18 protein-coding genes, 1 tRNA gene and 1 riboswitch are annotated in these 21,715 nt (G+C 63.8%); of the genes, 7 read left to right on the forward strand and 12 right to left on the reverse strand.

The window, feature by feature from the left end; genetic code table 11:
- Positions 1–13: 13 nt before the first annotated feature.
- Positions 14–1,198 carry an O-succinylhomoserine sulfhydrylase gene (locus IB277_RS17195; protein ID WP_090295028.1) on the reverse strand — a complete coding sequence of 395 codons (1,185 nt, stop codon included), beginning with the start codon at positions 1,196–1,198 and terminating at the stop codon, positions 14–16.
- Between the two features lie 44 nt (positions 1,199–1,242).
- A riboswitch (SAM riboswitch) is annotated at positions 1,243–1,321 on the reverse strand.
- Positions 1,322–1,395: 74 nt separating this feature from the next.
- Between IB277_RS17195 and IB277_RS17200 the strand changes: the two genes are divergently transcribed.
- The 3 genes from IB277_RS17200 to IB277_RS17210 all read left to right on the forward strand — a co-directional run bounded on the left by IB277_RS17200 (position 1,396) and on the right by IB277_RS17210 (position 3,627).
- Positions 1,396–2,493: a 2'-deoxycytidine 5'-triphosphate deaminase gene (locus IB277_RS17200; RefSeq protein ID WP_090295027.1), complete on the forward strand. Its 1,098-nt coding sequence runs from the start codon at positions 1,396–1,398 to the stop codon at positions 2,491–2,493.
- Between the two features lie 81 nt (positions 2,494–2,574).
- Positions 2,575–2,649 (forward strand) — tRNA-Gly (locus IB277_RS17205).
- 144 nt (positions 2,650–2,793) lie between these two features.
- Entirely contained in the window at positions 2,794–3,627 is an 834-nt protein-coding gene (locus tag IB277_RS17210) for a transporter substrate-binding domain-containing protein (RefSeq protein WP_090295025.1), read from the forward strand.
- Between the two features lie 34 nt (positions 3,628–3,661).
- On the opposite strand, the gene IB277_RS17215 is transcribed toward IB277_RS17210, so the two are convergent.
- From IB277_RS17215 to IB277_RS17225, 3 genes are all read right to left on the reverse strand, one after another.
- The gene (locus IB277_RS17215) at positions 3,662–4,072 is read right to left on the reverse strand and encodes a tellurite resistance TerB family protein (RefSeq protein ID WP_034797150.1); all 411 of its coding nucleotides are present in this window, start codon (positions 4,070–4,072) and stop codon (positions 3,662–3,664) included.
- 127 nt (positions 4,073–4,199) lie between these two features.
- Positions 4,200–5,012, reverse strand: a complete 813-nt coding sequence (locus IB277_RS17220) for a thermonuclease family protein (RefSeq protein WP_034797148.1) — start codon at positions 5,010–5,012, stop codon at positions 4,200–4,202.
- Between the two features lie 13 nt (positions 5,013–5,025).
- A complete protein-coding gene (locus tag IB277_RS17225; protein WP_060581859.1) occupies positions 5,026–5,679 on the reverse strand; it encodes a helix-turn-helix transcriptional regulator in 654 nt (217 codons plus the stop codon).
- Positions 5,680–5,866: 187 nt separating this feature from the next.
- Between IB277_RS17225 and IB277_RS17230 the strand changes: the two genes are divergently transcribed.
- Positions 5,867–6,949 (forward strand): calcium:proton antiporter, encoded by a 1,083-nt coding sequence (locus IB277_RS17230; RefSeq protein WP_034797145.1) that lies wholly within the window; start codon positions 5,867–5,869, stop codon positions 6,947–6,949.
- A 19-nt stretch (positions 6,950–6,968) separates the two neighbouring features.
- On the opposite strand, the gene IB277_RS17235 is transcribed toward IB277_RS17230, so the two are convergent.
- Positions 6,969–7,478 carry a helix-turn-helix domain-containing protein gene (locus IB277_RS17235; RefSeq protein ID WP_192371325.1) on the reverse strand — a complete coding sequence of 170 codons (510 nt, stop codon included), beginning with the start codon at positions 7,476–7,478 and terminating at the stop codon, positions 6,969–6,971.
- Between the two features lie 133 nt (positions 7,479–7,611).
- Between IB277_RS17235 and IB277_RS17240 the strand changes: the two genes are divergently transcribed.
- The gene (locus IB277_RS17240; protein WP_090295021.1) at positions 7,612–8,076 is read left to right on the forward strand and encodes an SRPBCC family protein; all 465 of its coding nucleotides are present in this window, start codon (positions 7,612–7,614) and stop codon (positions 8,074–8,076) included.
- Positions 8,077–8,144: 68 nt separating this feature from the next.
- Here IB277_RS17240 and IB277_RS17245 read toward each other — a convergent pair whose 3' ends face one another.
- Positions 8,145–8,726 carry a LysE family translocator gene (locus IB277_RS17245; RefSeq protein WP_090295020.1) on the reverse strand — a complete coding sequence of 194 codons (582 nt, stop codon included), beginning with the start codon at positions 8,724–8,726 and terminating at the stop codon, positions 8,145–8,147.
- A gap of 220 nt (positions 8,727–8,946) precedes the next feature.
- Here IB277_RS17245 and IB277_RS17250 point away from each other — a divergent pair, with 220 nt between their 5' ends.
- Entirely contained in the window at positions 8,947–9,831 is an 885-nt protein-coding gene (locus IB277_RS17250) for a DMT family transporter (protein ID WP_090295019.1), read from the forward strand.
- 26 nt (positions 9,832–9,857) lie between these two features.
- On the opposite strand, the gene IB277_RS17255 is transcribed toward IB277_RS17250, so the two are convergent.
- The 6 genes from IB277_RS17255 to IB277_RS17280 form a co-directional block, all read right to left on the reverse strand.
- Complete coding sequence (locus IB277_RS17255) at positions 9,858–10,691, reverse strand: methyltransferase domain-containing protein (protein ID WP_110818530.1); 834 nt, start codon at positions 10,689–10,691, stop codon at positions 9,858–9,860.
- 73 nt (positions 10,692–10,764) lie between these two features.
- Positions 10,765–11,193: a GNAT family N-acetyltransferase gene (locus tag IB277_RS17260; protein ID WP_090295016.1), complete on the reverse strand. Its 429-nt coding sequence runs from the start codon at positions 11,191–11,193 to the stop codon at positions 10,765–10,767.
- Between the two features lie 165 nt (positions 11,194–11,358).
- Positions 11,359–13,575, reverse strand: coding sequence for an FAD-dependent oxidoreductase (locus IB277_RS17265; protein ID WP_090295014.1), 2,217 nt, complete (start codon positions 13,573–13,575; stop codon positions 11,359–11,361).
- Between the two features lie 11 nt (positions 13,576–13,586).
- Positions 13,587–13,991: a YbaY family lipoprotein gene (locus IB277_RS17270; RefSeq protein WP_162727257.1), complete on the reverse strand. Its 405-nt coding sequence runs from the start codon at positions 13,989–13,991 to the stop codon at positions 13,587–13,589.
- Positions 13,992–14,002: 11 nt separating this feature from the next.
- Positions 14,003–15,211 carry an acetyl-CoA C-acetyltransferase gene (locus IB277_RS17275; RefSeq protein ID WP_034797134.1) on the reverse strand — a complete coding sequence of 403 codons (1,209 nt, stop codon included), beginning with the start codon at positions 15,209–15,211 and terminating at the stop codon, positions 14,003–14,005.
- A gap of 72 nt (positions 15,212–15,283) precedes the next feature.
- Positions 15,284–17,080, reverse strand: coding sequence for an acyl-CoA dehydrogenase C-terminal domain-containing protein (locus IB277_RS17280; RefSeq protein WP_090295012.1), 1,797 nt, complete (start codon positions 17,078–17,080; stop codon positions 15,284–15,286).
- A 481-nt stretch (positions 17,081–17,561) separates the two neighbouring features.
- On the opposite strand from IB277_RS17280, the gene IB277_RS17285 reads away from it, so the two are divergent.
- Positions 17,562–21,392, forward strand: a complete 3,831-nt coding sequence (locus IB277_RS17285) for a peptidoglycan-binding protein (RefSeq protein ID WP_090295011.1) — start codon at positions 17,562–17,564, stop codon at positions 21,390–21,392.
- Positions 21,393–21,715: the final 323 nt, after the last annotated feature.

The raw sequence follows: 21,715 nt of genomic DNA on the forward strand, positions 1-21,715 counted from the left end.
TGTCTTCGTAAAATCAGGACTTCACGGCCTTCAGCGCGCGGGCGAAATCTTCCACCACATCGTCGCTGTCCTCGATGCCGGCCGAGAAGCGCACGGTTCCAGCGGAAATGCCGAGCTCTTCGCGGGCCTCGTCGGTCAGGTTCTTGTGCGTGGTCGTTCCCGGATGGGTGATCAGGCTCTTGCTGTCGCCGAGGTTGTTGGAGATGCGCACGATCTCCAGCGCATTCTGCAGCGCGAAGGCTGCATCCTTGCCGCCCTTCAGTTCGAAGGCGACGAGCGTCGATCCGCCGGTCATCTGCTTGGCGATGATGTCGGCCTGCGGATGATCCTTGCGGCCAGGATAGATGACCTTGGCGACCTGCGGCTGTTCTGCCAGGAAGTCGGCCACGCGGCGGGCCGTTTCCGTCTGCTGACGCACGCGTAGCGGCAGCGTCTCGATGCCCTTCAGCAGCGTCCAGGCGTTGAACGGCGACATCGCCGGGCCGGTGTGGCGGAAGTAGTCGTGCAGGTGCTCGTTGATCCATTCCTTGTCGGAAAGCACGACACCGCCGAGGCAACGGCCCTGACCGTCGATATGCTTGGTGGCGGAATAGACGACGATATGGGCGCCGAGTTCCAGCGGCTTCTGGAAGAGCGGCGTCGCAAAGACGTTGTCGACGACGACCTTGGCGCCGATCTGGTTGGCGAGCTTGGCAACGCCGGCAATGTCGATGACTTCGAGCGTCGGGTTGGTCGGGCTTTCGAGGAAGAAGACCTTGGTGTTCTTCTGGATCGCCTTTTCCCAGTTGGCGAGGTCGCGTCCGTCGACCAGCGTGCACTCGATGCCGTATTTCGGCGCCAGCGTCTCGACCACCCAGCGGCAGGAGCCGAAGAGGGCGCGGGCGGCGACGATGTGGTCGCCGGCCTTCAGCTGGCAGAGAATTGCGGCGGTGACGGCAGCCATGCCCGATGCCGTGGCGCGCGCATCCTCGGCGCCTTCCAGCATGCACATGCGCTTTTCAAACATGTCGTTGGTCGGGCTACCGTAGCGGGCGTAGATGAAGCCTTCGGTCTCGCCCTTGAAACGAGCTTCCGCAGCTTCCGACGTCTCGTAGACAAAGCCCTGGGTAAGGAAGATCGCCTCGGAGGTCTCTCCGTGCTGGGAACGGGTGGTCCCGCCATGGACCAGTTGCGTTGCGGGGCGCCAGTTTTTGCTCATGTGACGGTCACTTTCAAAAACAAAAAAACCGGCCGCGTGAAGGGCCGGTTTGACACCCGGCCTTTTTAGCTACTTGTTTAACGTGGCTGCAAGCCGACCGGCCAAATCACCACGGGATAAAGCTTCAATACTGCCAGGGTACGCTTGCGTCAATTCCCGGAGTTTGGTTTTGTCTCGCAACTGAAAAGAGGACTGCAATGGGCCGCGACACTGGGATTTTGGCCGATCGCGCGATCGCCGCGCTGTTAGAATCGGGACGCCTCAAAAGCGAGAAGCCGCTGGATGTCGATCAGATCCAGCCGGCAAGCCTCGACCTGCGCCTAGGCTCGAAGGCTTTCCGCGTCCGCGCAAGCTTCATGCCAGGCCCGTCTCACCTCGTTGCCGACAAGCTCGACCGGCTGAAGCTGCACGTCGTCGATCTGACCGATGGCGCGGTGCTGGAAACGGGCTGCGTCTACATCGTGCCGCTGATGGAAAGCCTGGAACTGCCTGAGGGCATGTCGGCCTCGGCCAACCCGAAAAGCTCGACCGGTCGCCTCGACATCTTCACCCGCGTCATCACCGATCGCGCCCAGGAATTCGACAAGATCCCGGCCGGCTACAGCGGTCCGCTCTATCTCGAAATCAGCCCGCGCACCTTCCCGATCGTCGTGCGCCGAGGCTCGCGCCTGTCGCAGATCCGCTTCCGCATGGGCCAGTCTATTCTGTCGGAGCAGGAACTGCAGGCGCTGCACGAGAGCGACGTGCTGGTGGCGAGCGACAAGCCGAACGTCAGCGGCGGCGGCATCGCGCTGTCGATCGATCTGAAGGGCACCGGGCCCGAAGGCCTGATCGGCTATCGCGGCAAGCATCACACCGCCGTCATCGACGTCGACAAGAAAGCGCAGCACGCGATCTTCGATTTCTGGGAGCCACTCTACAGCCGCGGCCGCGACGAACTGATCCTCGATCCGGATGAGTTCTACATTCTCGTCTCGCGCGAGGCGGTGCATGTTCCGCCGCTTTATGCGGCCGAGATGACGCCGTTCGATCCGCTGGTCGGCGAGTTTCGCGTGCATTATGCCGGCTTCTTCGATCCGGGCTTCGGCCATGCCTCGGCCGGCGGCACGGGCAGCCGTGCCGTGCTGGAAGTGCGCAGCCACGAGGTGCCGTTCATCCTCGAACACGGCCAGATCGTCGGCCGCCTGATCTACGAACACATGCTGGAACGGCCGGATGGTCTCTATGGCCTCGGCGTCGGCTCCAACTACCAGGCGCAGGGCCTGAAGCTCTCGAAGCATTTCCGCGCCGAGTAGGGGATTTTGCAGCGCCCCTTACGCGATCCCGCGCAAGGGTGCTTGACAGATCGCCCCGGTTCGGGAAGTTTCGCAGGCGCCGCGGGTGTAGTTCAGCGGTAGAACGCCAGCTTCCCAAGCTGGATGTCGTCGGTTCGATCCCGATCACCCGCTCCATTCTTTCTCGTCCCGTTCCTTGTGTAACCGCGTTCTCGTGGCGGCCTATGGTCAGCTGCGCTGCGGCCGGTTACTTTACCGCTCGATGAATCACCGCGGTTCCAAGGGCCGCCCCTGCCACATGAGACGTGCCGGCCGCTGCCCATGAAAGTTCTTTCCTTTTTCGCCCTTTGCGTATCCTTGATCGCGACGCCGCTTGCGGCCGAGGCTAAGGATCTGCCGCTGCTGTTCGACGCGCGCGAACGCATCGCCAAGCCCGACCTCACGGGCCTGGCGCGCCTGCGTTTCCTGACGACGGTGGACTTTCCGCCGTTCAACTTCATCGACCAGTCCGGCAAGCTTTCGGGATTTCATGTCGATCTCGTGCGCGAGATCTGCCGCGAGCTCGACATCGAGGCCAAATGCCAGATCCAGGCCGTGACCTATGCGGAGCTGCTGCCGGCACTGGAAGAGGGGCAGGGCGAGGCGGTGGCCGCCGGTATCGCCGTCGGTCCGGAACTGCGCCAACGCTTTGGCTTTTCCCGCGCCTTCATGCGGCTTCCAGCGCGCTTCGCCGTCAATACCAAGGCGGCCGGCGCAGTCTCGGCACCGAGCGATCTCAAGGGGAAGCCGGTCGGTGTCGTCGCCGGAACCACGCATGAGGCGATGTTCAAGGCGTTTTTCCCAAAGATCGAGGCCAAGGTCTATCCCGACCGCGAGGCCATGCTGACGGCTCTGCAGAAGGGCGATGTGCCGGCGGTGTTTTCCGACGGCATGCAGCTGTCCTTCTGGATCTCGGGTAGCGCTGCTGGCGGCTGCTGCACGCTTGTCGATGGCGCCTACTTCTCGCAGCGCTTCCTCGGTGAAGGCCTGACGATCATGAACCGCAAGTCCGAGCCTGCCCTGACCCAGGCGATCGATCACGCGCTGCTGGCGCTGTCGCGCAGCGGCCGCTTGGAGGAAATCTACCTGCGCTACTTCCCGAACGGAATCTATTAGGCGCCAGAACTTTTCGGCGTGATCACCGGCCGGCCTATCGGCGGAAGCGGGCGAGCGCGCCGCGCTCGATAGCGGCGCAGGTCAGCTTGTCGAGGCCAAGCCGGTCGCGCAGCAACTGCAGCAGGCGGATTTCTTCGTTGCGGATGCGCTGGTCGGCGGCCGCGATCTCGACGGCGAGCGCATAGGCCGTCTCGTGGAACTTCTCCGGCAGCGCTTCGCGCACGATCTCGAGCATGATGTCGAGCCCCTCGGGCGCCGCCAGCTGCGCCGAGCATTCATGGCCGATATGGACGAGGCTGTCCTCGTCGAAGCCGTCGAACACGGGCAGGAATTGAACCAGCCGGCCGATGCGGGCAAACTCGTCGTCGCTCATCTCGCGGTCGACCGCCGACATCATCACCATGACATAGATGAGAGCTTCGTGGTGGCTGAGGCTTGGTTGCATGGGCTTTCCGGCGGTAGAGCGATTCCAGGGATGGCACGGTTCCTGATCCGGAATTGCGTCGTTTCAAAGAGTTGAGCCGTCTGCCGCTTTCGGCAGACGGTCGAGAGCTGGGAATTGTCGCGGCTATTTACAAGTCCGGCTGCGAAGCGTCCACTCCGATGCCGAGGGTCGGATCGTCGAATGTCATCGGCGTGTGGCTGAGGTCGCGCGGATCGTCACCGTAAAAACCGAGCTTCGCCTGGCGTGCTGCGTCGGCGCGTTTTTCGAGGGTCGAGCCGGGAACCGGCGTTGCCCAGCCATTGTCGACGAGCCAGGTGGCAAGATCCTGTCCGCCAAGCGTGCAGGAGGCGGTGGCCGAAGGGCCGGAATCTCCTTCGGGCAGATCGCAGCTGACCGCACGTGCGCGCAGGAAGTTTCTGAAGGCGGTTCGCGCGACGATGCCGCAGGGCCAGCTCTTGCCGGCGCTTTCGCAGGTCCGCTCCGCTTGTTCCGGCTCGATGCCGTCGATCTGCAGCGTCAGCTTGTCGAACTGGATCACACCGGCGGCGACCGCGACCGGGCGATAGAGTACGGTCGGCCCGGCGGCCTTCGCTTCCTTCTTCGGTTCCGACAACGGCGCACGCGGTTCCACCCGTTCGAGCGGCGCACTGGTGACCGTATCGGGCAGGCCGAACTGCTGTGGCTCGATGGCGCGTGCCGCATTTTCCGTCGTGGGCGATTGTTCGCTGGTCGTCGCCGCGCCGCCGGGATCGAGCGGGACCTCGTCGTCGGCCTGATCCGGCGTCGCCTCGAAATCTGTCATGTCGGGCGTTTCGAGAACGAGTTCCGGTGTGGCGGCGGTCTCACGGTCGCGGATGGCAACAGCGCCCGCATAGAGGATGCCGGTGAAAAGGGCGATTGCGGCGATGCCGCCGGCAAGGGTGTAGAAATGCTGCCGCATCAGGAAGGACGTCCTATTGGCTGGCCCAGATAATTCGGGCGATCCATTCGATCTGGCTGGTCTCGAAGCTCCGGTTCGGATGCTCGGGATTGAGCGATAGAAGTTCGATCACACGCGGCGTCTGGCGCGTGAGCACCTTTGCCATGACCTCGCCCTCCTGCGTCTTCACCACAACCCGATCGCCACGCCGGATCGGCGCGCCGGGGTCGACGATCAGGATGTCGCCGTCGCGGTAGAGCGGCAGCATGCTGTCTCCCTGGACCCCGAGCGCATAGGTGCCGCTGCGCTTTTCCGCATCCGTCGGAAAGTCGATGACGTCCCAGCCCTGACCGGCGGGAAAGCCGCCATCGTCGAAGTAGCCGCCGGCACCCGCCTGGGCAAAGCCGATCAGCGGGATCGTGGCAGCGGCCACCGGCTCGGAAGGCGCTGGGACCCCCTCCGGCTGCAGTAGGCTGGTGAACTGGTCCATGGTGGCGCCCGTCGCCCCCAGCACCTTGGCGATCGATTCTGTCGAGGGCCAGCGCTCGCGCCCGTCGGCGGAGCGACGTTTGGATTTGTTGAAGGAGGTCGGGTCGAGGCCGGCACGGCGCGCGAGGCCGGACGGCGAGAGCTGGTGGCGCTCGGCCAGGGTGTCGATAGCGTGCCAGATCGTGCCGTGAGACAACATGACGAGAGATCCAGGCCGGGCAGGCGGCCACTTGCTGCTTTGGTTCCCGGCCACACTACCGAAACGCTGCAGGGCGGTAAAGAATCGGGAGGAAAATAGTCCTCTTTCCGTCATTTGATTTGCGGGACGCGGCCCCTATAGTTCCGGTGATGGGCAGGACAGGCTTTCGGTGGAGGGCGTTTTGTTGATGCGCATGAAAGCGGAACGCCTGCTGATCGTCGCCATGCTTGCCGCGGTCGCCGGGCTTGCGCTCGAAGATCGCCTGCTTGAGATGGGGCGCCTCGCAACGCTTCTCGGTGCCGCCGGTCTGGTGGTTGCGATCGTGCTTGCATCGCTGCGGGTGTCGCATCACGCCGAGGTTCTGGCATCCAAGGTCGGCGATCCCTATGGCACGATGATCCTCACGCTCTCGGCGGTGCTCGTCGAAGTCGTCGTTCTGGCGATCATGATGACCAGCGAGACCTCGCCGACGCTGGTGCGCGACACGATCTATGCGGCCGTCATGCTCGACATCAACGGCATCCTGGGCCTCGCAGCCCTTCTCGGAGGTCTGAAGCACGGCGAACAGCCCTATAATGACGATTCCGCCCGCACCTACAGCGTGATGATCCTGACGGCGATGGGGATTTCTATGATCGTGCCGGAATTCGTGCCGGCGGCGAAATGGCATCTCTACTCGGCCTTCACCATCGGCGCGATGATCACGCTCTACGCCCTGTTCCTGCGCATGCAGGTGGGCGTGCACAGCTACTTCTTCAGCTACAGCTATCCGAAGGCGAAGGGCGAGGGGAGCGCGAGAGAGGGCGGCCCCGACCAGCCGGTGTTGCCGTCGATCGTGATCCTGATCCTCGGCATCGTGCTGATCGGTGTGCTGGCGGAAGTGATGTCGTCGCTGCTGACATCGGGCTTGAAAGGGAGCGGTGCACCGCCGGCTGTCACGGCCATCGTCGTCGCGGCGATTTCCGCCTCTCCGGAGATCATGACCGCCATGCGCGCCGCTCTCGCAAATCGCATGCAGGCGGTCGTCAATATCGCGCTCGGCGCTTCGCTTTCGACCGTCATCCTGACGGTGCCGGTGATGGAGGCGATCGCGCTCTATACCGGCCAGCCGTTCCTGATGGCGATGTCGCCGGTGCAGACGGTGATGGTGACGATCACGCTGATCGTTGCCGCGATCAACCTCAATGACGGCCAGACCAACGCCATCGAGGGCATGACGCATTTCGTGCTGTTTGCCACCTTCGTCATGCTCTCGGCGATCGGGCTCTGAACCGGCCGCCGGGCGAGCGTCAGGCCGTCGCCTTTTCCTGCGCCTTCCTGGCGACCACCTCTTCATAGGCGGCCTGGAGCGTGGCGCGCACCCGCGGCGGGCCATCGAGCGGCATCCCCAGATGGTCGTGCCGCAGCTCGTCCATGAAGCGATCCCAGAGCGCAGGGCCGCCGTTCTCCATGAGTTCGGCGCGAATGCTGAGCTCTTCGCTGACCGGCCGGTAGCGCCGTCCCCAGGCACCGAGCTGGGCCATGATCGGCACGAGTGCAATCGTCATTTCCGTCAGGCTGTAGATCGCCTTCTGCTTGTGCGTGGGGTCGTCGCGCTTCGTCAGCATTCCCTGTTCGACCAGCATCTTCAGCCGATCCGCAAGGATATTCGATGAGATACCCTCCTGCGATCGCAGCAGCTCCCGGAAGTGCCGTTTGCCGCCGAAGATCATGTCGCGAATGATCAGCAGGCTCCATTTGTCGCCGAACACTTCGAGCGAAAGATTGATCGGGCAACCCGAGCGCATGTCGTCCTTCATTGGCACCTCTTTAAAACCGCTTGCATTATCGCATCACTGACGCTAACGTTCAACTGATTTCAAAATTATAGCAGTTCATAATCGAAACCAGTTGTGTATAAGCCATCAATTTCCAACCCAGAGGAGGCAGGACATGATCGACAGATCCGTGGAACATTCGAGCTTCACCATTGAACGCAACTTCAAGGCGACACCGGTTGAGGTGTTCAGGGCGTTCTCGGAGCCAGCCGCAAAGGAGCGCTGGTTCGTCAACGTCGAAGCCGGGGCGCAGATCACCCACGACTTCCGCGTCGGCGGCCGCGAAAGCGGTCGCTTCAGCGTGGACGACGGGACGACCTATTACGACGATACCGTCTATCTCGATATCGTCGAGAACCGCCGGATCATCTTTGCCTATACGATGACGCAGAACGACAGGCGGATTTCTGCCTCCGTCGCCACGGTCGATATCCAGCCTGCGGGCACCGGAACGCGCCTCGTCTTTACCGAACAGGTGGCCTTCCTCGACGGGCTCGACAAGCTCGAGTACCGCCGCGGAGGCTGGGAAGAGTTGATGGGGGCGTTGGCCAAGGAACTCGGCGAGGCGGTTGCTGCCTGAGGCACAACGTTTGGCCGCGCATAGCGATCGATTCCCGGAGGACACGTGCTGGTCCTCCGGGATTTTTGCTAGTGCATGGCGGCGATCGCGCTGCCGGCGATGCCGACGGAGAAGAGCGTGAGGCAGACGGCGGCGATCCGGCGCGGCAGGTGCGAAGCCGAAAGACCCTTGGACATCTGCACCAGCAGGGCGCCGGCCCCGATCCAGGTCGACCCGGCGGCGATGACCAGCAGGGAGAAGCCGGCGATCCAGGGCCAGACGGCTGCCAGTCCTGTCTGCGGCAACAGCACCAGGGCGACGATCAGGGCTTTCGGATTGAGCAGCGTCGTGAGGAAGACTTGTCGGATGGAGATGACGACACCTTCGCTGCGCTCGGCATCGGTCGTCCAGAGCGCATAGGCGAGGTAGAGAACCCAGCAGGCGGCAATGAGCCTCAGCGCCAGGCCGAGGTTCGGATGGGCGGCAAGGAACGGTGCGAGCAACGCGACGGCGGGAATGATCACCGCGAGATAGCCGCCGAGCTCGCCGGTCAAAAGCGGCAGCGACCGGCGAAGCCCGGCCGATGCGCCGGAGAGCCAAAGCAGCGTATTCGTCGGACCGGGCGTCGCGAGCAGGACGAGGGCGGCAAGGGCAAAGGCGAGCGGCTGCATGTCGTTGGGACCCGAGTTTCATGGTCGTTATCGCTGCCTTCTAGCAGCGGCGCAAGCGCCGGTTCTTGATCTCCATCAAGCTTGCTGTCCGATCCGTGGTGCAAGCCACCCCAAGAAATCGCCACAGCGCCGCCCCGACATGCCCCTTCCGCGCCCGTCGCGGCCGCGCTATCAGACGGGCTCCGCCGCTTCTCCTCCCGCCGGCGTGATCGAGGCTCCCATGAACAAGACCGTCCTGTCAGGCATCGTCATGACGACGTTTTCCTATTTCCTGTTTTCGCTGCAGGATGCGTCGGTCAAATGGCTGGTCGTCGGCTACTCGGTCTGGCAGATCCTGTTTACCCGCAGCATCACCATTCTCCTGCTCTGCCTTGTGATCGGTCGCGGCAAGCTGGTGCGCAGCGCCATCTCGTCGCCGGTGATCAAACCGCTCTTCGTGCGCAATCTTTTGCTGCTCGCTGCGTGGCTTTCCTATTTCAACGCGGCGCGCGACCTCGGCCTGGCGGAGATGACCACCCTTTACTACGCCGCGCCGATCATCGTGACGCTGCTTGCTGTACCGATCCTGAAGGAGGACGTTCCGCCGATCCGCTGGTTCGCCGTGTTCATCGGTTTCGTCGGCGTGCTCATCGCCTGCGATCCGCTCGGCACCGGCATGAAACTGTCGCTGCCGGTGTTCCTGGCGCTTATCGCCGCCGTCTTCTGGGCGATCGGCACGGTGATGCTGCGCAAGACGGCACTTCAGGAAACGACCCTGGTGCAGATGACGATCTCCAACGTCTTTTTCATCGCCATGACCGGGCTTGCCGTCGGCTTTTTCTGGACACCGCCGGCGCTCTTCGACGTCGCGCTGATGGCCGGAACCGGCGTCATCGCCGGCATCGCCCAGTACGCGCTGTTCGAGGGCATGCGCCGGGCACCGATCTCGGTGATCGCGCCGTTCGAATATACCTCGCTCGTCTGGGCCTTCGGGCTCGGCTTCCTGATCTGGGGCGACGTTCCGGCCACCAACGTCTTTGCCGGCGCCGGGCTGATCTTTGCGGCTGGCCTGCTGATCATCGTCGGCGAACGACTGGCGCATCGGCGCGCCGGTGCCGCCGCTTAGAGATACGGGACGGACGGAAATCGTCGTCATGCTTGGATGACGAGCGCCTCGGGAACACGGCCGGTCAGCCGGAAGAACATGTGTGAGGTCACGAGCACGTTTGGGTCGGCAAGATGCTGGTCGAGTGCTTTCAGATCGGCATCGAGCTCGGCCTGGCCGATGAAGCCTTCGGCGACAAGCCCGCCGCGGACATTGTCGATGAAATCCCGAAGGATCGGCCGGCGGTCGTGACCCGGCGGATAGACATGCTCGACCGCGTCGACGGATATCGCCTCGATACCGGCGTTCCGGAACAGACGATGCAGCCGGCGACCGATATTGAGGTCGATGCCTCTGGCGGCGGAATAGGCGACATAGGCGGCAAGCAGCCGGTCCCAGGCGGCAAGCGGCGGATCGCAGATATGTCCGAGGAAATCGGCCTCGAAGCTCGCGATCCAGCCACCCGGCCGTACCAATGACACCATTTCGAGCACGATCAGCTCTGGCCGCGGCACGTTGACGAGCACCAGCCGCATATGAGCGCCGTCGAAGGAACGGCGCGGCAGGCCTGTCGCATAGGCATCGCCCTCGCGCACATCCACCTGGGGGAGCGCATGGCCGGCAACGAAACGGCGGGCGAGTTCGACAAAATTCGGATCGCGTTCGATGCCGAGCACCGATCCGTTTGGCCCGACGCGTTTGCCAAGTAGGTGCAGAACCCCACCGGGGCCGCAGCCAAGATCGACGACGCGTTCGCCCGGCCGGATTCCGACCCGTTCGAGCTGCTGGTCGGAATCAGGGGCGAGATTGGCAATCTGTCGTTTCAGGCGTTCTTCTTCGGGCCCGGCGCGCCCAAGAAGATAGAGATCAGGCTCGCTCATGGCGTGTCCCCCTCTGACCTCGCGGAGGATGCGCCTGCGCGCGAAGAGCGTCAATCAGAAGATGCTGATAAGCTTAACGCGCGTCAGACGTCATGAAGCGCCGCTCGGCGGTTTCTTCATAGATCACAAGACCTTCGCGGCGGTAGAACGCCACCGCCGGATTGGTCGTCAGCACGCTGAGCTGCACGGGCAGGCCGATCGCCCTTGCTTCACCGAGCACTTGGCGAAGCGCGATCGCACCGTAGCCGCACTTCTGGTGACCGGGCGCGACGTAAAGCTTGTTCACCCAGAAATGGTCCTCGCGCCGCGTGACAGATACGCAGCCGACATCCTCGTGCCCCACGGCGATGATGCGATGCTCGCCGAGGATGAGTGCATCCGCCAGCCGAGGCCGCCAGCTGCCCCAAAGCGCGATCGCATAGTTGCGCATGCAGGCTTCTTCCAGCCAGTGCAGATAGGGTTCGTCGCCGGGGACGGCGGGGCGGAGGGCGGCTTTGGTCATGGCTTCGTCATGGAGTGTGGTTCAATCCGCGCAGGCCTAGCACCACAACCGTAACAGAGTGATGGCGGCCGGGTGGGCGCTAAGCCGGCAAGGGCCTCGAGCAGGCCGTGCTCAAACGAAAACAGGCCCTCGAGGGGGCCTGCTTCCAATGCTATTGAGCGAACCTTACGCCGCCTGCTTCTTCTCGCCGTAGGGGTCGAAGCGGCCGTAGAAGGTCTCGCCGCGTTCGGCCATTTCCTTGAGGAGTGCCGTCGGCTTGAAGTGGTTGCCATAATCCTTGGCGAGCGTCTCGCACATCTCGACGAAGGCCTTCACGCCCATGCCGTCGATGTAGGAGAGCGTGCCGCCGGTGTAGGGAGCAAAGCCGAAACCGAGGATCGAGCCGACGTCTGCTTCGCGCGGATCGGTGACGATGCCTTCTTCCATGGTGCGGGCCGCTTCGAGCGCGATCGTCGCGAGAAGCCGCTGCTTCAGCACCTCGACATCGATCTTGTCTGCGTTCTTCTGCGGATAGAGGGTTTTCAGCTCCGGCCACAGATACTTCTTGGCGGGCTTGGCCGGATACTCGTAGAAGCCCTTGCCGTTCTTGCGACCGCGACGGTCGAGATCGTCGACCATCTTGTTGATCAGCGCCAGGTGCTTGGGATCGACAGCCTTTTCGCCGAGGTCGGCGACGGTGGCCTTGAGGATCTTCTGGCTGAGGTCGATCGCCACTTCGTCGTTGAGCGACAGCGGGCCGACCGGCATGCCGGCCATCTTGGCGGCATTTTCGATCATCGCCGGCGGCACGCCTTCGATCAGCATGTCATAGGCTTCGTGGATGTAGCGGAAGACGCAACGGTTGACGTAGAAGCCGCGGGTGTCGTTGACGACGATCGGCGTCTTCTTGATCGCCGCGACATAGTCGAGTGCCACGGCGAGCGCCCTGTCGCCGCTCTCCTTACCGAGGATCACTTCCGTCAGCATCATCTTCTCGACTGGTGAGAAGAAGTGGACGCCGATGAACTGGCCCGGGCGCTTGGAGTTCTTGGCAAGACCGGTGATCGGCAGCGTCGAGGTGTTGGAGGCAAAGATCGCGTCTTCGGCAATCACCGCTTCCACCTTCTCGATCACGTCCTTCTTGACCTGGCGATCCTCGAACACCGCTTCGACGACGAGGCCGGCGGTCTTCAGGTCATTGTAGTCGGCCGAAGGGGTGATACGGGCAAGCAGCGCCTCGCCCTCTTCCTTGGTCAGGCGGCCCTTGCCGATCGAATCCTTGACCAGGCCTTCCGAATGCGCCTTGCCCTTTTCGGCCGCTTCCATGTCGCGGTCGATCAGCGTCACCGCAATGCCGGCAGCAGCCGTCACATAGGCGATCGAGGCGCCCATGAAGCCGGCGCCGACGACGCCGACATGCTTGAATTCGGACTTCGGCACGCCGGCCGGACGACGGGCGCCCTTGCCGAGTTCCTGCATCGAGACGAACAGCGAGCGGATCATCGAGAAGGCTTCGGTCGTCTGAAGGATCTCGGTGAAGTAGCGCTGCTCGATCTTGAGCGCCGTGTCGAACGGTACCTGCAGGCCTTCATAGACGCACTTCAGGATCGCGACGGCGCCCGGATAGTTGCCGTAGGTCTCGCGGCGCAGGATGCCGGAAGCGGCCGGCCAGAGCTGGGCCGAAGCCGGCGTCCAGATGCCGCCGCCCGGAACCTTGTAGCCCTTTTCGTCCCACGGCTGGACCGGCTTCAGGCCGTTCTTGATCATCGCCTTGGCCGCGTCGACCAGCTTGTCGGCATCGACGACTTCATGCACCAGGCCAAGCGCCTTGGCGCGGGCTGCCGTCAGCGACGAGCCTGTCGTCATCATCTGCAGCGCGTCCTGCGCATTGGTCAGGCGCGGCACGCGCTGGGTGCCGCCGGCGCCCGGGAAAATGCCGACCTTGACTTCCGGCAGCGCGATCTTGACCGACTTGGAATTCGACGCGACACGGCCGTGGCAGGCGAGCGAAAGCTCGAAGGCGCCGCCCATGCAGGTGCCGTTGATCGCCGATACCCATGGCTTGCCCGAGGTTTCGAGCTTGCGGAAGAGCCCGGTCATGCGGCCAACGAGGTCGAAGAGCTTCTGGGCGGCGTTATCCGGATCCTTCTTCTTTTCTTCCTGCTGGAAGGTGAACATCGACTTGATCATCGAAAGGTCGGCGCCGCCGGAGAAGCTCGACTTGCCGGACGTAAAGACGACGCCCTTGACCGCTGCGTCGGCCGTGGTCTGGTCGACGATGGCGTTGAGCTCTTCCATCACCTCCTGAGTGAAGACGTTCATCGACTTCTCAGGCATGTCCCAGGTGACGAGCGCGATGCCGTCAGCGTCGGTCTCGATCTTGAAATTGGTATACTTCGTCATGGTTCTCCCCCTCAGTAGAGAATGGGTTCGATCTGCAGCGAGACGTTCGATCCGCCGCTGTAACGTTGCTTGCTGGTGTTGGTGGCGATCAGCCGGCCGTCGCGCTCGACGCGGATGGTGAAGCCCGCGTCGACAGCCTTGTCGAGTTCGGGCTTCGGCACCTGCAGCACGAAGGGCACGCGGGTGGCCTTGCCGTCGCTGACGACCGAAGTCTCGGCGATCAGCTTGGCGGCGACGTCCATCACGCCCTGCTCTTCGAGCCGGATCGTGACGGTGCCGGCCGGAACCGGGCCGCTCGCGACATTGGAGATCGCACCGGTGAGCGTGAAGCTGTCGCCGCCTTCCTCCTCGTCGGAGACGCAGCCCGCGGCTGCAAGCAGCCCCAGGCCCATCACTCCGAGAAGGGTGCGGCGCATCACGTCCATCGTCAGACCCTTTCGATGATCGTGGCCGTGCCCATGCCGGCGCCGATGCAGAGCGTGACGAGCGCGGTGTTGAGATCGCGGCGCTCCAGTTCGTCGAGCACGGTGCCGAGGATCATCGCGCCGGTTGCGCCGAGCGGATGGCCCATGGCGATCGCGCCGCCGTTGACGTTGATCTTGTCGTGCGGGATGTCGAAGGCCTGCATGTAGCGCAGCACGACGGCCGCGAAGGCTTCGTTGAGCTCGAAGAGGTCGATGTCCGACAGCTTCATGTCGGCGCGCTTCAGAAGCTTCTCGGTGACGTCGACCGGGCCGGTCAGCATCAGTGCCGGGTCGGAGCCGATGTTGGCGAAGGCGCGGATGCGGGCGCGGGGCTTCAGGCCCATGCTTTCGCCGCCGGCCTTGGAGCCGAGCAACACGGCAGCAGCGCCATCGACGATGCCCGAGGAGTTGCCGGCGTGGTGCACGTAGTTGATCTTCTCAATTTCAGGATGCGCCTGGATGCCGACGGCTTCGAAGCCGCCCATTTCGCCCGGCATCTGGAAGGACGGGTTGAGCGAAGCGAGCGCCTGCATGTCGGTGCCCGGACGCATGTGCTCGTCGCGGTCGAGGATGGTCAGGCCGTTCTGGTCCTTGAAGGGCACGACGGACTTCTTGAAGTAGCCCTGTTCCCAGGCGTGCGCCGCACGCTTCTGGCTTTCGACCGCATAGGCGTCGACGTCGTCGCGGCTAAAACCGTACTTGGTGGCGATCAGGTCGGCCGAAACGCCCTGCGGCATGAAGAAGGCCGGCAAGTTGACCGAGGGGTCCATGAACCAGGCGCCGCCCGACATGCCGAGGCCGACGCGCGACATCGATTCAACGCCGCCGGCAATCACGATGTCGTCGGCGCCTTGGGCGATCTTGGCTGCGCCAAAGTTGACGGCGTCGAGGCCGGAGGCGCAGAAGCGTGAAATCTGCATGCCAGGCGCACGGGTCGAATAACCGGCTTCGAAGGCGGCAGCCTTCGGGATCACCGCGCCTGCGTCCATCACAGGATCGACGCAACCCATGATGATGTCGTCCACGGTCGAGGTGTCGAGGTCGTTGCGGTCACGCACCGCTTCCAGCATCTTGGCTGCCAGGCGAACGGACGGCACTTCGTGCAGCGATCCGTCCTTCTTGCCACGGCCGCGCGGTGTGCGCACGTGGTCGTAAACGAAGACTTTCGTCATGTCTCATCTCCCTTTCGGCAGCACCGTCAGGTGCTGCCCGTCAAAACATTTTAGATCGAACCCGCGGCGGGATTAGAAAGCGGCCGCATCAAGCGCCATTAGCGTGTCGGCGCCGGTTTCGATGCGGGCCTTGCGCAGGGCCGTTTCCGGCAGGATCCTTTCCATGAAGAAGGTCGCGGTGATCAGCTTGTTCTTCAGATAGTCTGCGCGCGCCGTTTCGCCAGAGGCAAGCTTTTCCTCGGCGGTCTTGGCGATCTTCGCCCACATGTAACCAAGGACGACGAGACCGAAGAGGTGCATGTAGTCGGTCGAGCCGGCGCCGGCATTGTCGGGCTTGGCCATCGCGTTCTGCATGAACCACATGGTGGCCGCCTGCAGGTCGTTGAGGCCCTTCTTCAGCGCCTTGGTATAGGCGGCGAGCTTTTCGTTGCTGCGGTTTTCCTCGCAGAAATCGCCGATCTCCTTGAACAGCGCCATGACGGCGCGGCCGCCGTTGAGGCCTAGCTTGCGGCCGACGAGGTCGAGCGCCTGGATGCCGTTTGCGCCTTCATAGATCATCGCTATGCGGGCATCGCGGACATACTGGCTCATGCCGTGTTCTTCGATGTAGCCATGACCGCCGAACATCTGCTGCGCCATGACGGCATGGTCGAAGCCCTTGTCGGTAAGTACGCCCTTCAGGATCGGCGTCATCAGGCCGAGGAGGTCGTCGGCCGTCTGGCGGTCGGCATCATTGTCGGAGCGGTGGGCGATGTCGGACTTGAGCGCGGTCCAGAGCGTGAAGGCGCGGCCGGCTTCGTTGAAGGCCTTGATCGTCATCAGGGTGCGGCGCACGTCCGGATGCACGATGATCGGGTCGGCCTTCTTGTCCGGCGCCTTCGGGCCGGAGAGCGAACGGCCCTGGATGCGGTCGCGCGCATAGTTGGCGGCATTCTGGTAGGCGATTTCAGCAATCGAGAGACCCTGCAGGCCGACGCCGAGGCGCGCCTCGTTCATCATCACGAACATGGCGTTGAGGCCCTTGTTCTCCGTGCCGATGAGATAGCCCTCGGCCTCGTCATAGTTCATGACGCAGGTCGAGTTGCCGTGGATGCCCATCTTGTGTTCGATCGCGCCGCAAGAAACACCGTTGCGTTCGCCCGGCTCGCCGGCGGCATCAAGCTTGAACTTCGGTACGATGAACAGTGAAATGCCCTTCACACCCTCGGGCGCGCCCTCAATGCGGGCGAGCACCAGATGGATGATGTTGTCCGACATGTCGTGTTCGCCGGCAGAGATGAAGATCTTCTGGCCGGAGATCTTGTAGGCGCCGTTGCCGGTGGGCACTGCCTTCGTGCGCAGGAGGCCGAGGTCCGTCCCGCAATGCGGCTCGGTGAGATTCATCGTTCCGGTCCAGGTGCCGGCAACCATCTTCGGCAGGTAGGCCTGCCTCTGCTCGTCCGTGCCATGCACGAGGATCGCGGCGATCGCGCCCTGGGTGAGGCCCGGATACATGGTCAGTGCCATGTTGGCCGACGACATGTATTCGCCGACGGCGGTGTGCAGCGTATAGGGCAGGCCCTGGCCACCGAATTCTTCGGGCACGGCAAGGCCAAGCCAGCCGCCTTCGCGGTAGAGGTCGAAGGCTTCCTTGAAGCCCTTCGGCACGCTGACCGAACCGTCGTCGCGACGCTTGCAGCCTTCCTGGTCGCCGGAAAGGTTGACCGGAAACAGGGCTTCTTCGGCAAGCTTGGCAGCTTCGCCGACGATCGCTTCGATCATGTCGGGCGTCGCATCGGCAAATCCGGGCAGGTTGTTGTAGCGCTCGATGCCGAGCACGTCGTTCAGGATGAAGAGGGTATCGTCGACCGGAGCCTTGTAGATGGGCATTCTTTCCTCGCCTTTGGTGCTTCGGGCTGCCGTCTCTCGTCGTCGACGCCCGGTTGCAGGATGCCGGATGCGCCGCCATCCTCATTGATTCCAGGGCATCGTCTCCCTCCCGTGCTTCCACGGGACAGCGGGATGCTCCAGGGCGGTCTCGCATCGTTGGCCGGATGCTACAAAATTTTGACGTTTGCGTAAACGTCAAAAATTGCGTGTCGTGCAGTTTGGTGGTGTGTGGGGGAGGTCGGCGGCACCGCGGCGCCTCAACTTCGCACGATCCTGCCAAATCGTTAAAAAATCATCCGCAGGTTAACCGCTTGTTTACCACGTTTCGTGAAAGGTGCGTGTTGAGATGGTCAAAGCTGCAACCTGTCCTGGCGTCGCATCGTTGTAGTTTTGCCCGCGTCGGAAGCGCCACAGGGGTGAAGAAAGCAGTTTTCTTCCGTGACGACTTTCGAGATGGCCGACGACAGGGGCGAAGAACAACATGAGCGGATTGCGATCAAATCCTCAGCGCGCAGGCAGCCAGTCCTATAGCGAGCGGCCGTCGCTCGACGCCTTGAACCGCACCATCGAAGGACTGGAGGCGCGGATCGAAGGCCTGATGAGCGGCACGGCCCGCGACCCGGCGCCAAGGCCGCCCGAGCGCCAGCCCGCCCGCGAACCCGTGCGGGAAACGGCCTCGCCCCGCGATGCCGTCGCCGAAATCATGCAGCGCCAGCGCAGCCTCAGCACCTCGCGCGAGCGCCCGACGCTTCGCGACCGGATGCCGCAGCGCGAGCCGGAACGTTATGCCCCCGAACGACCTGTTTCCGAGCGCCCGATCTCCGATCGTTACGTCGAAGAGCCGCGCCAGCAACCGCTTCACAACCAACCTCCGCGGCCCGCCTCCGCGGTCAACGATATCGCCGAAGCGCTTGTCGGTTTGCGCCAGGACCTGAAGCGCGACATCACTGACGGCCTGACGCGCGAGATGAATTCGCTGCGCACCGAAATTCGCGGCATCAAGGCGCAGGCGCAGGATCACAGCTTTGCCGAAGACGTGCGCGGCGACATGCAGCGCCTTGCCGAAAGCATCCAGCATCTCGGCCGCCAGGCATCGCCCGCCCAGGCCGATGCGCTGCGCGGCGATTTTGACGACCTGCGCGCGATGATCGACGGTCTCGCGCGCGAAGACAGCATGCGCCGGATGGAAAACCGCTGGAGCGGTGTCGAAGACCGGTTGATCGCCTTTGATCAGAACCGCGACGACGAACTGGTCGCGCTCGCCTATCGCCTGGACGAAATCAAGTCGCAGATCGGCTCGCTCCAGGGAAGCTCCGCCGTCGACGCGCTGGAAGACAAGCTGATCGCCGTCGCCCAGGCGATCGAAATGCTCGGTCGCCAGATCCAGCCGGACGATCGCCGCCTCGTCTCGCAGTTTGCCGATCTCGACAGCCGTCTCGACGAAATCAGCCGCGCCATCGCGGCCAACACTCGCACGACGTCCGGGCTGGATTCCGGCTTTGTCAATCGCCTGGAAAGCCGGCTTGGCGATCTCTCCCGCCAGATCGACAGCCTGTCGCGCCCGAACGACGGCGGGCTCGGTGCGCGCCTCGAAGCCTTGACCGTCCGGGTCGAGGATCTCGCCGGTGAAAAGGCGGCTGCCCGCTTGGAAGAGCGGCTGGACCAGCTGTCGCTGATGATGGAGCGCAGCAGCAGGACCGCGCAGTCAGACCTCAACGATTACCTGTCGGACATTTCCCGCAAGATCGAAGCTCTCGACCAGGGCAGCGTCAACGATGCGCTCGCCGAGCGGCTGGACTATCTCGCCCGCCGGATTGACGAGCTTGACACCCATGGCGCCCAGCCCGCGTCCGATCCGCGCTTCGACCGGCTGGAAGATCGCCTGGTCGGTATCGCGCAGCGTCTGGAAGAGACCTACGCCGCGCCGTTCGACGACCGCGCAGCACTTCAGAATCTTGAAGCCCAGATTGCCAACCTGTCGACGCTGGTCAGCCAGCCGCGGGCGGACGTCGCCCAAAGCGCCATGCCCGTCGACTACGAAAGCCGCATGACCGCGCTCGAGGACTATTTCTCGACCAGCGACGAGTACATCGTGGAAGCCGCGCGCCAGGCCGCCGAAGCTGTGATGGAAGCCTATTCCAAGAACGGTCCTTCGCAGGCCTCCGCCGGTGGCGATCTGGCAGCGATCTCGGCACTCGCCGAAGACTTGAGGACGCTTGAGGACTTGAGCCGCTCCAGCGAAGAGCGGACTGCGCGCACCTTCGAGGCGCTGCACGAAACGCTCGTCCACATTGCCGACAAGCTGGAGCGCATCGAAAACCGCGAGCCGGCAATGGCGGCGCAGCCTGCCATGGCGGTGGTGCGCGAAGCGGCTCAGATGCCGCGCGCCGCACAGCCGGAGTTCCACGACCCCTTCGGTGGCGGCGATCTTGATGATCGCTACGACGACCTGCAGCGCAATGTCCGTGCCCTCCAGGCAGAGGACCAGGCCGTCGCGGTTCAACCCGCCGAACCGGCAACAGCCCTTGCCGACGATGCGCAGATTTCGACCGTCGAGCTCGAAGAAGAGCGCGAGCCGGCTGCCGCCGCCCGCACCGGCCTGCTCGCCGGCCTCACCCGGCGCTTTTCCGGCAAGCGCTCGGAACCGGCGCCGGAACAGGCACGCAAGCTCGTAGAGCCGACCCCGTCGATCGATCCCTCCGAAATGCTCGCGCCGGAAGAAGCGAACCAGCTGCTCGAGCCGGGCTCCGGCGTTCCCGACGTGAAGAAGATCCTGGAACGCGTGCGCGCCGGGCAGATGAACAAAGCAGGCATCCAACCGGCCGATGGCGACAAATCGGACTTCATCGCCGCCGCCCGCCGCGCCGCCCAGCTTGCCGTCGAAGAGACCGACACCCTCAACAAGACCGGCGAAAAGGCCGCGACGTCCGGCATCGGCGGCGCCTTCGCCCGCCATCGCCGGCCGATCCTCATGGCCGTCGGCGCCGTCCTTTTGGCGATCATGTCTTACCCGCTGGTCAGCTCGATGCTGAACAAGGACGAGATGCCGGTCGAACCGGTCGCGGTCATCGAGCAGACGGTCACTCCGCAGGCAGCCGAGTTCAAGGCCGCCGACGACCATCTGGTGCAGGGCACGACCGTCGCGGCGCAGGAAGCACCGGTTACCGAGTCTGAGACGGCCGTTGCGACACCGCTCGATTCCGTCGAAACGCCCGTGAAGCTTCCCGAGGCCTCGATCGCGGTGACGGCAACGACCGTGCCGACGACCACCTTTGCAACGCCCGAAGACAAGGCGCCGATGCTTGCGCCCGTCGCCGAGACGCCGACGCCGGTCACCGAGTTCCAGCCGGCTCCGGCCGCAGCGTCGCCGGTGGCGAACGCTTCGCTCGCCAGCGCGCCGGCCGATGGCGCCGCGATGACCCCGGCGACGACAGCTGCTGCCGCTGTGCCCACCGACGTCGTGTTGCCGGAAGGTTTCGGTCCGGTCGCGCTGGTGACCGCGGCCAAGGGCGGCGACCCGCTCGCCTTCTACGAAATCGCCGTGCGCTTCACCGAGGGCCGTGGTGTTCAGGAAAACATGGCTGAAGCCGCCAAATGGTATCAGCGCGCCGCCGATGCCGGTGTCGTGCCGGCACAGTACCGCCTCGCGACCCTCTACGAGAAGGGCACCGGCGTGACGCGCGACGCGGCGAAGGCGAAGGCGCTCTATATCGCTTCCGCTGGCCAGGGCAACGCCAGCGCCATGCACAACCTCGCGGTGATGCTGGCAAGCGGCCGCGATGGCGCGCCTGACTTCAACGAGGCAACGAAGTGGTTTGCGAAGGCGGCCGAGCTCGGCATCCGCGACAGCCAGTTCAACCTTGCGGTTCTCTACGCCCGTGGCAACGGCGTGCCGCAGGACCTGACGGAATCCTACAAGTGGTTCTCGGCGGCTGCCCGCGAAGGCGATCTCGATGCCGGCGCCAAGCGCGACGAAGTTGCCAAGGCGATGAAGCCGGAGCAGCTCGAAAGCGCCAAGGCCAAGGCGGAAGCCTGGAAGGCTGAGCCGGTCGACGCCAAGGCAAACAGCGTCGACGTTCCGGATGCCTGGGTTGGCCCGGCCAACAAGACCGCCAGCGTCGACATGAGCAAGGCGGTCCGCAACATCCAGGCGATCCTCAACAACAACGGCTTTGACGCTGGCAAGCCGGATGGCCAGATGGGCAAGAAGACCGTCGCCGCCATCAAGGCCTTCCAGAAGTCGGTCGGCCAGGAGCCGACGGGCGAAATCACCGAGCAGCTGGTCAAGGAATTGCTGAAGCGCAATTCCTGACCCTTGGGCCTTGCGCCGTAATAAAGCCGCAGAGCCGGGCGACACGGGTTGCGGGTGGCGCAGCCATCCGCCATGTGGCTGAAAAGGTTGAAATCTCGGGCTGCTGCATAATTCCTTAATCGGAATCGGGCTAAGGAAGAACCGATGCAGCAATCAAGGTCCGATTCGTGGCCTTGGCACGTCCTGGCGGAAGCGCAACGCTGCAGGAGTGCATGACGGAGGCCGCCTCGCCCTCGGGAGAGGTGCCGGCCCTTCGAATATTCCCTCAATCGTGGTGATTTGATTGCCACACTGACTGGTTCGCCCGCATCGCGGGCCGTTGG

The organism is Ensifer sp. ENS07 (assembly GCF_014852185.1).
Lineage (GTDB): Bacteria > Pseudomonadota > Alphaproteobacteria > Rhizobiales > Rhizobiaceae > Ensifer > Ensifer adhaerens.

Bases quoted from the DNA above. Each gene is read 5' to 3' on its own strand.
- IB277_RS17195 (WP_090295028.1), bottom strand. From the start codon at position 1,198: ATGAGCAAAAACTGGCGCCCCGCAACGCAACTGGTCCATGGCGGGACC.
- IB277_RS17200 (WP_090295027.1), top strand. From the start codon at position 1,396: ATGGGCCGCGACACTGGGATTTTGGCCGATCGCGCGATCGCCGCGCTG.
- IB277_RS17210 (WP_090295025.1), top strand. From the start codon at position 2,794: ATGAAAGTTCTTTCCTTTTTCGCCCTTTGCGTATCCTTGATCGCGACG.
- IB277_RS17215 (WP_034797150.1), bottom strand. From the start codon at position 4,072: ATGCAACCAAGCCTCAGCCACCACGAAGCTCTCATCTATGTCATGGTG.
- IB277_RS17220 (WP_034797148.1), bottom strand. From the start codon at position 5,012: ATGCGGCAGCATTTCTACACCCTTGCCGGCGGCATCGCCGCAATCGCC.
- IB277_RS17225 (WP_060581859.1), bottom strand. From the start codon at position 5,679: ATGTTGTCTCACGGCACGATCTGGCACGCTATCGACACCCTGGCCGAG.
- IB277_RS17230 (WP_034797145.1), top strand. From the start codon at position 5,867: ATGCGCATGAAAGCGGAACGCCTGCTGATCGTCGCCATGCTTGCCGCG.
- IB277_RS17235 (WP_192371325.1), bottom strand. From the start codon at position 7,478: ATGAAGGACGACATGCGCTCGGGTTGCCCGATCAATCTTTCGCTCGAA.
- IB277_RS17240 (WP_090295021.1), top strand. From the start codon at position 7,612: ATGATCGACAGATCCGTGGAACATTCGAGCTTCACCATTGAACGCAAC.
- IB277_RS17245 (WP_090295020.1), bottom strand. From the start codon at position 8,726: ATGCAGCCGCTCGCCTTTGCCCTTGCCGCCCTCGTCCTGCTCGCGACG.
- IB277_RS17250 (WP_090295019.1), top strand. From the start codon at position 8,947: ATGAACAAGACCGTCCTGTCAGGCATCGTCATGACGACGTTTTCCTAT.
- IB277_RS17255 (WP_110818530.1), bottom strand. From the start codon at position 10,691: ATGAGCGAGCCTGATCTCTATCTTCTTGGGCGCGCCGGGCCCGAAGAA.
- IB277_RS17260 (WP_090295016.1), bottom strand. From the start codon at position 11,193: ATGACCAAAGCCGCCCTCCGCCCCGCCGTCCCCGGCGACGAACCCTAT.
- IB277_RS17265 (WP_090295014.1), bottom strand. From the start codon at position 13,575: ATGACGAAGTATACCAATTTCAAGATCGAGACCGACGCTGACGGCATC.
- IB277_RS17270 (WP_162727257.1), bottom strand. From the start codon at position 13,991: ATGCGCCGCACCCTTCTCGGAGTGATGGGCCTGGGGCTGCTTGCAGCC.
- IB277_RS17275 (WP_034797134.1), bottom strand. From the start codon at position 15,211: ATGACGAAAGTCTTCGTTTACGACCACGTGCGCACACCGCGCGGCCGT.
- IB277_RS17280 (WP_090295012.1), bottom strand. From the start codon at position 17,080: ATGCCCATCTACAAGGCTCCGGTCGACGATACCCTCTTCATCCTGAAC.
- IB277_RS17285 (WP_090295011.1), top strand. From the start codon at position 17,562: ATGAGCGGATTGCGATCAAATCCTCAGCGCGCAGGCAGCCAGTCCTAT.